Below are 9,785 nucleotides of genomic sequence, written 5' to 3'. Positions count from 1 at the left end.
GCACCCTCGCGGGGGCCATCCTCGTCGCGTTTGGGGTTGTTGCGTCCGGAGCCGGAACGTGGCGCCTGTGTCATTGAATGTCCTTTTAGCTAGCGTATTTAGTACGTGGTGTCATCAAAGTGACCGAGATTTTCCAACCCGGGTAGATGTGGTGAAAGCTGAGGTAGGTCAGCAACGCTGCCAATACCCAATCTTTCCAGAAAGTACGGAGTTGTTCCGTACAGGATGGCGCCTGTCTCAGGATCGGTTGCCGCTTCGGCGATGAGACCGCGTAGCGCCAGGGTGCGTACCACCGAATCCACGTTCACTCCGCGGATTCCTGAAACTCTTGCCCGAGACACCGGTTGCCGGTAGGCGATGACGGCGAGGGTTTCCAAAGCTGCCTGTGACAGGCGGGCGCTTTGTCCTTCGAGCACGAACTTCGCCACTACCGGCGCAAACGTGCTGCGCGAGAAAATCCGCCATCCTCCGGCGACGCTGCGTAGCTCGAAGCCACGCGGCTGTGAAACCGCCGGATCGGTGGTGTGCCCTTCCGGGCCCTGACCAGTATAGCCGTCATACTCCTGCTGGAGTTCCACCAGCAACTCTCTGACTTCGAGGACGGGAACCATGAGCGCGGTGGCCAGCTGCATTTCGGTGACGGGCTCGTCGACCACCATGAGCACTGCTTCCAGCGCGGCTTTGACCCCACCCGGTTCGCCCGAGGGGTCAAAGAAGGTTTCGTCAGCGTCAGGTTCCTGGGCTTTCACGGTGATCCTTCAGCGGTTAGCGGTGCCACGGCTGCCGGGGCTGGAGGTGGCGGTGCCGGATGGTCGTATTCCTCACTGATTGAGGCCGGGGACCAGTCTTTCGCCCCTGCAGACCAGCGAACGGTTAGGTTTCCGAGCGGAGCTCCCTGGTCAAAGGAAATCACAGCGTCACGGAACATTTCCAGTAGGGCAAGGAACCGGACCACGACGGTCAGCATGTCCTCGGCATCCTGGGTGAGTTGCCTGAACGATAAGGGGTGTCCTTCGCGGAGCCGAACCCCCAGCAGCTCCGCCTGTTCGCGAACGCTTACCGCTGACCCGTGGAGGTGCTCAATGCCCACCCTTGTGGGTGCTGCTTCGCGAGGTTCAAGTGCCTTGGCTGCCAGCGCAGCGAACTGCTCCGGGGTGGTCCGCCAGGTGAGCTCGGGCATCATCGCAGCGAATTGTGGTTCCAGGCTGACCTCCCGCGGCAACCGTTTGCCTTCTTCGGCCAGCCGCTCCCCCAGTTGCCGGGCGATTTCCTTGAAGGCCTTGTACTGCAGGAGCCGGGCAAACAGCAGATCCCGGGCTTCGAGCAGGGCCACATCCTCGTCGTCTTCGACTTCACCGGCGGGCAGCAGCCGTGCAGCCTTGAGGTCCAACAGGGTTGCGGCGATCACGAGGAACTCGCTGGCTTCGTCGAGCGAGAAGTCCGCGTCGGTGCCTTGGAAAGCCCTGATGTAGCCGATGAACTCATCGGTGACCGTTGCGAGAGCTATTTCGGTGATGTCCAACTCATGTTTGGAGATAAGCCCCAACAGCAGGTCAAACGGTCCGCTGAAGTTCTCGAGCCGTACGGTGAACCCGGCGGTTTCCGGCGCAGTCGCGCCGGCCTGGCTCCCCTCAATCTGGCTCCCCTCAATCTGGCTCCCCTCGGCCAGGCCCCCCTCCGAGGCGCCCCCGCCGTCACCGTTAGGGACAACGCCGTCGGGAACGACGACGTCGGGCTCGGCGTCACGCACGAGCGTCGGCGCACTGCATGGAGAAGGGCGCGGCGCGCTGCATGGTTAGGGGGCGCCGCCGCGCGCGATCAGTTCCTTGGCGAGTCGGCGGTAGGAATCTGCTCCCGAGTGGTTGGCCGCGTACGAAGTGATCGGTTCCGCGGCGACCGTCGCGTCGGCGAACTTGATGGTGCGCTTGATGACGGTCTCGAACACCTTGTCGCCGAAGGCCTCGACCAGGCGTGCAATAACTTCGCGGCTGTGCAGTGTCCGGGCGTCGTACATGGTGGCCAGGACGCCGTCGACCTGTAGTCGCGGGTTCAACCGGTCCTGGACCTTCTCGATCGTTTCGACCAGCAACGCAACAGCCCGCAACGCGAAGAACTCGCAGATCAGTGGAATGATCACGCCGTGCGCTGCGGTGAGCGCGTTGACCGTCAACAGGCCGAGCGATGGCTGGCAGTCGATCAGGATGACGTCGTAATCATCCGAGACCTTACGGAGGGCACGGTCCAGTACCTGTTCGCGGGCCACCTCGTTCACCAACTGCACTTCGGCCGCTGACAGGTCGATGTTGGCGGGCAACAGGTCAACATTCTCGAACGCTGTGGTCTGGATGGCGTCCTGGATCTTAACTTTGCGGTCCATCAGCACGTTGTAGACGGTGACGTCCAGTTCATGCGGGTTGGTGCCGAGGCCTGCGGACAGCGCACCCTGGGGATCGAAATCCACCAGGAGCACGCGACGGCCTGCCTCGGCGAGCGCCGCACCCAGGTTGATGGTGGAGGTGGTCTTGCCGACGCCACCCTTTTGGTTCACCATGGCTATCACGCGGGCCGGTCCGTGGGAGGACAGGACCGGTGGTTCGGGGAACACCGTAACCGGGCGACCTGTGGGCCCAATCTCGGCGTCCTTCAGAGTTGTGGAACCCTGTTCACTACTCACGTATGTATCCACGCTTCCGTTAATCGGTGTGCTGAAAGTATTGCTTGCTTACCTGCCCACAACGTTACAACCGGGGCTGCATTCCGACCGGTAAATCCGTCGGCACCGCCCGCGAGCCTTTAGTTTCAACTTGAGGTTCAAGCTTCATCGGAGCCTGGTCCTGGAACCGGTTTTACACTAGCCCACCGGCCGACGTCGACCACTTGAATCCGCCATTCCAGTCATCGGGGCCGGTCAGTGGGACAGTTCGCTGCGCACCACCCGCTGCGTCCGACGAACAGCAGAATAGGCCCCTCCCCAATCGGGAAGAGGCCTATTCAGGTTCTACAGGGACTGTGAGCCTAACGGGCAGCGACAACCCGACGGTCGTCGTCGCGATCACGAAGGTTGTCGACTGCCTTATCGGTGGTGACAGCTGAGCCGTCTTCGACGTCGTCGCCCAGGTGGTTGGACGTCATCGTCGCTTCGTCGAACGGCAGGCTACCGGACAGGACCTCGTCAACACGGACCCGGTCGATCTCATTGGTCCACTTACCGATCAGCACGGTGGCGACGGCGTTTCCGGTGAAGTTGGTCAGCGCGCGGGCCTCGGACATGAACCGGTCGATGCCGACGATCAGGCCAACGCCGTCCACCAGGTCCGGACGGTGCGACTGCAGGCCACCGGCGAGCGTGGCCAAGCCTGCACCCGTCACACCCGCTGCACCCTTGGAGGCGATGATCATGAAGATCAGCAGCGAGATCTGCTCGCCGAGAGCCAGCGGGGTACCGAGAGCGGACGCAACAAACAATGACGCCATAGTCAGGTAAATCGCTGTGCCGTCAAGGTTGAAGGAGTAGCCGGTGGGAACGGTGACGCCCACAACTGGCTTGGAGACGCCCAGGTGTTCCATTTTGGCGATCAGGCGTGGCAGTGCTGCCTCGGAGGACGAGGTGGAGAAGATCAGCAGGTATTCACGGCCGAGGTACTTCATCAGCTTGAAGATACTGACGCCGGTGACGAGCTTCAGCAAGCCGCCCAGGATCACCACAATGAAGAGGATGCAGGTCACGTAGAACGCAGCCATCAGTGTGAACATGCTGACGATCGCCTGGACGCCGGTTTCACCGACGACGGCGGCAATTGCGCCGAACGCGCCGATCGGGGCCAGCCACATCACCATGATGAGGATGCGGAAGACGAGTGCCTGGATGTGACCGATACCGCGGAGGATTGGCTTGCCAGCGGACCCCATCCCCTGCAGGGCGAAACCGACCAAAAGCGCAACGAAGAGGGTCTGTAGGATGCTGGTTCCGGTCAGGGAAGCGAGCAGCGTGACCGGGATGATGCCCAGCAGGAAGTCGGTGGTGCCGGTCGCCTCTGCGGGGTCACCGGCGTCGTAAGTGGCGCCGGAAAGGTCAAGGCCTTCACCGGGCTGGACGATGTTGCCGACAACCAGGCCGATGGCCAAGGCGAAGGTGGACATCAGCATGAAGTAGCCAAGAGCCAGGCCACCGACCTTGCCGACCGTCGCGGCTTTGGCGATGGACCCGATACCCAGCACAATGGTGCAGAAGATAATTGGAGCGATCATCATCTTGATCAGGCCGATAAAGCCAGCACCGATGGGCTTGAGGCTTTTCGCGAATTCCGGAGCCATCAGGCCGAGAATGGCGCCGAGGATCACCGCCGCAATCACTGCAATGTAGAGGAAATGGGTCTTGTCTACCCGCTTCTTGGGTTTCCCCTGTGCCGGCACGGGTGGCTGGCCTGCGGTGGATTTTGATGGCGCCATAGCCATACTCCTTCGGTGAATGATTCAAAGCTGTCTGTTCCATGCTCGGGCGTACAGTGATCTGAATCACCATTGCGTTCATACTGTTCGCAGCATCAATTGAAGGGAGCCGTTGAAACGGTGAGGAAATGGAGCCTGGCGCGGCAGTTCTTCGCCGGACAACTGGTGTTTGTGTTGGCCCTGACCGCTGCAATCTCCTGGGTGCTGTATCTGGATGCGGAGCAGAACACCTACGAGACCTCGGCTGACCGCATGTTGGCGATCGCCACCACTTTCGCCGACGACCCTTTTGTCAGCGCCTCGCTCGAACTGGCCGACCCCAGTGCGGCACTTCAGCCGTATGCGATCGAGGTGATGGACGATCTCGGCGTCGATTTCATCACCATCATGGCCCCCGACCGCACCCGGTTCACCCACCGCAATCCCGAGGAGATCGGCAGCCGCTACATCGGCTCTGTGGAGCAGGCCCTCGCTGGCCGCTCGCACACCGAGACGTTCTCGGGCACCCTGGGTCCCTCGGTGCGGGCCATTATGCCGGTGACCGACGGCGACGGCGAGGTGGTCGCCATGGTGGCGGCCGGTGTCACCGTGGACACGGTCACGATTGCCCGGAACGCTCAGCTGCCGCTCCTCTTTCTGATCGCCGCTGGCGCTGTAACGGCTGGCGCTGCAGTGTCCTTCCTGCTCAGTCGCCACCTACGTCGGGCGACCCTGGGACTGGGGACGGACCAGCTCTCCCACATGTTCGTGTTTTACGACTCGGTGCTGCACTCCGTCCGCGAGGGTCTGGTCCTCACCAACCCCCGCGGTGAACTGGTGCTCTACAACGACCAGGCGGCCCACCTCCTCGGGCTGCCGCCCGCCAGGGCCGGGCAACCGACGGCTGCCGCCGGGCTGGACCTCCCGCCGTCGCTCGTCGAACTGCTGACCACCGGGCGGCAGGCGATCGATGAATTTCACGTCACCACCGACCGGATCCTCGTCGTCAACCAGGAAGCGGCGGTACCCGGCGGGGGCACGCGGGCCTCCGGGGCCAAACCCCTGGGCACCGTCACCACGCTGCGGGACCACACGGAGATCGAATCGCTGACCGGTGAGCTGCAGACCATGCGTACCCTCACCGACGCCCTTCGTGCCCAAACCCACGAACACGCCAACCGTTTGCATACCATCGTGTCGCTGATCGAACTGGACCGCCGTGCAGAGGCCCTGGACTTTGCCACCCGGGACCTGACCCACTCGCAGCAGCTCACCGACGACGTCCTCGGCGCCATTGACGAGCCGTTCATCACTGCGCTCCTGGTGGGCAAGTCGGCCCAGGCCAACGAGCGAGGGATCGAGCTGGCGATCGCCGTCGACGGCTCCATCGAAACCTCGCACCTGGATCCGAGCGCACTGGTGACCATCATTGGGAACCTGCTGGACAACGCATTCGACGCCGCTGCCGACTCCCTCGGACGCAAGGTGAGTCTCACCCTCGAACGCCGGGGCGACAACCTGGAGCTCGCGGTGCGCGATAGTGGGAGCGGACTGACGGCCGCTGGCACTGACGCCTTCACCCTGGGGTTCAGCACCAAAGAAACCGAGGTGGCAGGCGGCCCGGGGCGCGGACTGGGGCTGGCACTGGTGCGGCAGGCGGTGCAGCGGCTCGGCGGGGCCATTTCGGTGGCGAACGACGATGGCGCCCGTTTCACAGTCCTGCTGCCCCTCGACCCGACCACTACCTCACCGACTCCACTCCCTGGAGGTACCCATGTCTGAGGACATCAGGGTCCTGGTGATTGAAGACGACACCATCACCGCCGAAGCCCACGCCGAATACGTCAGGCGGCTGGAGGGATTCAGCCTGGTGGGGGTGGCCCACAACGGGTCAGAGGCGATGGGATTCCTGGGCCCCGGTGCCGAACGGGTGGACCTGGTGCTGCTGGACATGAACCTGCCCGACACTCACGGCCTGGACATTATTCGAAGGATCCGCGGAGCTGGCCTGCCCACTGACGTCGTTGCCATCACCGCCGTCCGTGAACTGCACATTGTCAGGTCGGCCATCTCCTCCGGGATCGTCCAGTACCTCATCAAACCGTTCACCTATTCAGCGTTCAGCGACAAGCTGACCAACTACCGTTCATTCCGTGACAAGCTGGTAGCGCAGGCGTCCTCCACCACCCAGTCAGAGGTGGACAACGCGCTGGCCGCGCTCCGCCCGCCCGCACAGGGGAGCCTGCCGAAGGGTCTGTCCCACGAGACGCTCAAGGGTGTGATCCTGATGCTCAAGCGGGGTGGGACCGCTGTCTCGGCGGTGGAGGTCGCGGCAGATCTGGCGCTGTCCCGGGTCACCGCCCGCCGCTACCTGGAGTATCTGGCCGACCAGGAGTCCGCCCGCCGCGTCCCGCGGTACGGCACCCGAGGGCGGCCCGAGTTCGAATACTCCTGGATCAGCTAGATCCCGCACCCCTGGGTTGCAGCACCGGCTTCATGGCATCCAGCACACTTTGATCCTCGATGGTGGAGGGCACTACGTAATCCTCGCCGGCAGCGATCTGACGCATGGTCTTGCGGAGGATTTTCCCGGACCTCGTCTTCGGCAGGCCATCCACCACCACAGCCTGCTTGAAGTCGGCTACTGGGCCGATCTGGTTCCTGACCAGGTCCACCAGTTCCTGTTGAAGCGTCTCCGCGCTGATGTTGGTCCCGGCTTTGAGCACCACATAGCCGCTGGCACGCTGCCCTTTCAATGCGTCGGCCAACCCGATGACGGCGCATTCGGCAACAGCTGGATGCTGAGCCAGCACCTGCTCGATAGCCCCGGTGGAAAGCCGGTGCCCCGCCACGTTGATGATGTCGTCGGTGCGGCCCATGACGAAGACATAGCCGTCGTCGTCGAGGTAGCCGGAGTCGCCCGTAACGTAGTAGCCGTCGAAAGCGCTGAGATATGAGCTGATGAACCGTTCGTCGCTCCCCCACAGGGTGGGCAGCGTCCCGGGAGGCAGCGGCAGTTTCAACGCAATGTTGCCCTCGGTCTCGGCGGGCACCTCCTGGCCGTCGCCGTCGAGAATCCTCAGGTCATACCCGGGCTGCGGCAAGGTCGGCGAGCCTGGCTTGATGGGAAGTTCCTCGATTCCCCGCGGGTTCGCACAGATGGGCCAGCCCGTCTCGGTTTGCCACCAGTTGTCGATCACTGGCACACCGAGAGTCGTTCCGGCCCAGTGGTAGGTGTCGATGTCGAGCCGCTCGCCGGCGCAGAACAGCAACCGCAGGCTCGAGGTGTCGTAGTGCTGCAGCAGCGCCGCCTCCGGATCAACCTTCCGCACCGCACGCAACGCCGTCGGCGCGGTGAACATGACGTTGATCCGGTGCTCGTCGATCAGCCGCCAGAACGCGCCAGCATCGGGCGTGCCGACCGGTTTCCCCTCGTACAGGACCGTGGTCGCCCCCACGAGCAGCGGCGCGTAGACGATGAATGAATGACCCACCACCCAGCCCACATCCGATGCCGTCAACATCACATCACCCGGGCCGACACCGAATATGTTCGTGATCGACCAGGCCAGGGCGACGGCGTGGCCGCCGTTGTCCCTCACCACGCCCTTGGGGGACCCGGTGGTTCCCGACGTGTACAGGATGTAGAGCGGGTCAGTCGCGAGGACGGGGACCGGGTCGGCTGGGTCGGCGGTGGCCTGCGCGGTATCCCAGTCCAGCCAGACCGTCTCCGATCCCCGGGTGCCCGACGACGGAGGCTCCGATCCCCGAGTCTTCGACGTCGAACCGTCCGACGTCGAACCGTCCGACGTCGAACCGTACTCGGACGCTTGGTGGAGGAACCCATCACGGGATTTCACGATCACCGTGGCCACCCGGTGGTCGCTGAGGTCGAGAGCCTGGTGCACTGACGGGAGGTACTCGATGGGCCCGCGGGGCTCCAGACCACCAGACGCCGTCACGACGACGGTGGGCCGGGCATCCTGGATCCGTGAGGCGAGTTCCTTCGCGGCAAAACCACCGAAGACCACCGAGTGGATCGCCCCGAGGCGTGCGGTGGCAAGCATCGCGATCACCGCTTCCGGCACCATGGGCAGGTAGATAACCACCCGGTCCCCCTTGGCCACTCCCTGCGAGCGCAGCACCCCGGCAAAGCGTGCCACCTCATCGCGCAATTCGGTGTAGGTGTATTCCCGCGCCAGGCCAAGCATCGCCGAATCGTAGATCAGGGCCGTGGCGTCGCCCCGCCCGGCCTCGATGTGCCGGTCCAGGGCGTTGTAGGAGGTGTTCAGCCCTCCGTCGGGAAACCACCGGTGAAGTGGCGCGTGTGTGCTGTCTACTGCGGTGGTCGGTGGCCGCGTCCAGGTCACCGCCTGAGCCGCTTCCAGCCAGAACTCGTCGGGTGCCTCAAGGCTTTGGCGATACAGCGTGCGATAGTCCTGGCTCATTGAGCTCTCCTCCACGTCAGTGTGTTGTGGTGTCATCCTACTGAGCAAGCCCGCGCCGTGTATACAGAGAATGCGGAATTGTCCATTTTTTCGGCTGATATCTTGCGGTACTGGTCCTCCTTGTATACATTGGCAGTACTAGTGAACACCGTCACCGGTACAGGCCAGCGTCGGCAGGAGGATCAATGCGAGCCAGCGACAGGGCCTACGCCGCATTAAAGTCCGACATTGTCGAATGGCGTCTGATCCCCGGGACAGTACTCGCCGAAGTTGAGCAGTCGGCCCGGCTCGGAGTCTCACGAACCCCCCTGCGGGAAGCACTCGCCCGGCTCAGCGCGGAAGGCTTGACCGCCGCCCAGACCGGACGCGGCGTCGTCGTCACCGATATTTCCCTGGCGAAAATGACCCAGCTGTTCGACGTGCGCCTGGCTCTGGATTGCAAGGCCGCAGAGCTGGCCGCGGTGCACCGGGACCCCCACGTCTTCACCGCTCTGGCGCAGCGCTTCGAGGCCGCGTCCAGCCTCATCGCCGGTGCCGACCCCGACCGGCGCGATTACTATGCCCTGGTCTCGGAACTGGACGTCGCCGTCGACGACGCCGCGGACAACCAATTCCTCCGCCAGGCGCAGGGCCAACTCCGCGCGCAACTTGTGCGTATCAGGCGCCTCGCCAAAGACAACAGCGAACGGCTGCTCGCCTCAGCTGCCGAGCATGCGCAGATCGCCCGGTCAATCGCCGGTGGCAACACCGATCTGGCGATAGCCGCCACCAAGATCCACCTGCACAACAGTCTTGCCCACCTACTGGCGTCGAAACTTAGCTTCGACGCCGGATTCGCCCCATCCCGAAAGGCTCACCTCAATGGTTGAACATCATCTGGTCCGCACCCACCGCAGCGACGAAAACCTC

The 9,785-nt window shown here is 63.5% G+C and carries 8 protein-coding genes; 3 read left to right on the top strand and 5 right to left on the bottom strand.

Going from position 1 to position 9,785, the window contains the following annotated elements; all coding sequences use genetic code 11:
* Positions 1 to 98: 98 nt before the first annotated feature.
* The 4 genes from scpB to K728_RS0108840 all read right to left on the bottom strand — a co-directional run bounded on the left by scpB (position 99) and on the right by K728_RS0108840 (position 4,449).
* Positions 99 to 749 (bottom strand): SMC-Scp complex subunit ScpB, encoded by a 651-nt coding sequence (gene scpB / locus K728_RS0108855; RefSeq protein ID WP_024476478.1) that lies wholly within the window; start codon positions 747 to 749, stop codon positions 99 to 101.
* Positions 746 to 1,651 carry a segregation and condensation protein A gene (locus tag K728_RS0108850; RefSeq protein ID WP_051317655.1) on the bottom strand — a complete coding sequence of 302 codons (906 nt, stop codon included), beginning with the start codon at positions 1,649 to 1,651 and terminating at the stop codon, positions 746 to 748. The genes scpB and K728_RS0108850 overlap by 4 nt, the downstream gene beginning before the upstream one ends.
* 144 nt (positions 1,652 to 1,795) lie before the next feature.
* Positions 1,796 to 2,674, bottom strand: coding sequence for a ParA family protein (locus K728_RS0108845; protein WP_019483380.1), 879 nt, complete (start codon positions 2,672 to 2,674; stop codon positions 1,796 to 1,798).
* Between the two features lie 341 nt (positions 2,675 to 3,015).
* Positions 3,016 to 4,449 carry a C4-dicarboxylate transporter DctA gene (locus tag K728_RS0108840; protein ID WP_019483379.1) on the bottom strand — a complete coding sequence of 478 codons (1,434 nt, stop codon included), beginning with the start codon at positions 4,447 to 4,449 and terminating at the stop codon, positions 3,016 to 3,018.
* 120 nt (positions 4,450 to 4,569) lie between these two features.
* Between K728_RS0108840 and K728_RS0108835 the strand changes: the two genes are divergently transcribed.
* Both K728_RS0108835 and K728_RS0108830 read left to right on the top strand, forming a co-directional pair.
* Positions 4,570 to 6,210 (top strand): sensor histidine kinase, encoded by a 1,641-nt coding sequence (locus K728_RS0108835; protein WP_024476476.1) that lies wholly within the window; start codon positions 4,570 to 4,572, stop codon positions 6,208 to 6,210.
* The gene (locus tag K728_RS0108830) at positions 6,203 to 6,892 is read left to right on the top strand and encodes a response regulator (RefSeq protein ID WP_024476475.1); all 690 of its coding nucleotides are present in this window, start codon (positions 6,203 to 6,205) and stop codon (positions 6,890 to 6,892) included. The genes K728_RS0108835 and K728_RS0108830 overlap by 8 nt, the downstream gene beginning before the upstream one ends.
* Here K728_RS0108830 and K728_RS0108825 read toward each other — a convergent pair.
* Complete coding sequence (locus K728_RS0108825) at positions 6,885 to 8,876, bottom strand: AMP-binding protein (RefSeq protein ID WP_024476474.1); 1,992 nt, start codon at positions 8,874 to 8,876, stop codon at positions 6,885 to 6,887. The genes K728_RS0108830 and K728_RS0108825 overlap by 8 nt on opposite strands.
* A gap of 185 nt (positions 8,877 to 9,061) precedes the next feature.
* Between K728_RS0108825 and K728_RS0108820 the strand changes: the two genes are divergently transcribed.
* Positions 9,062 to 9,745 (top strand): GntR family transcriptional regulator, encoded by a 684-nt coding sequence (locus K728_RS0108820; RefSeq protein ID WP_024476473.1) that lies wholly within the window; start codon positions 9,062 to 9,064, stop codon positions 9,743 to 9,745.
* The last annotated feature ends 40 nt before the right edge of the window (positions 9,746 to 9,785 follow it).

It is taken from the genome of Arthrobacter sp. CAL618 (genome assembly GCF_000468215.1).
Taxonomy (GTDB): Bacteria; Actinomycetota; Actinomycetes; order Actinomycetales; family Micrococcaceae; genus Arthrobacter_D.
The sequence above is the reverse complement of the archived record's forward strand: the minus strand, read 5'-3'. Positions and strand labels throughout refer to the sequence as shown.

Bases quoted from the DNA above. Each gene is read 5' to 3' on its own strand.
- K728_RS0108830 (WP_024476475.1), top strand. From the start codon at position 6,203: ATGTCTGAGGACATCAGGGTCCTGGTGATTGAAGACGACACCATCACC.
- K728_RS0108825 (WP_024476474.1), bottom strand. From the start codon at position 8,876: ATGAGCCAGGACTATCGCACGCTGTATCGCCAAAGCCTTGAGGCACCC.
- K728_RS0108840 (WP_019483379.1), bottom strand. From the start codon at position 4,449: ATGGCGCCATCAAAATCCACCGCAGGCCAGCCACCCGTGCCGGCACAG.
- K728_RS0108820 (WP_024476473.1), top strand. From the start codon at position 9,062: ATGCGAGCCAGCGACAGGGCCTACGCCGCATTAAAGTCCGACATTGTC.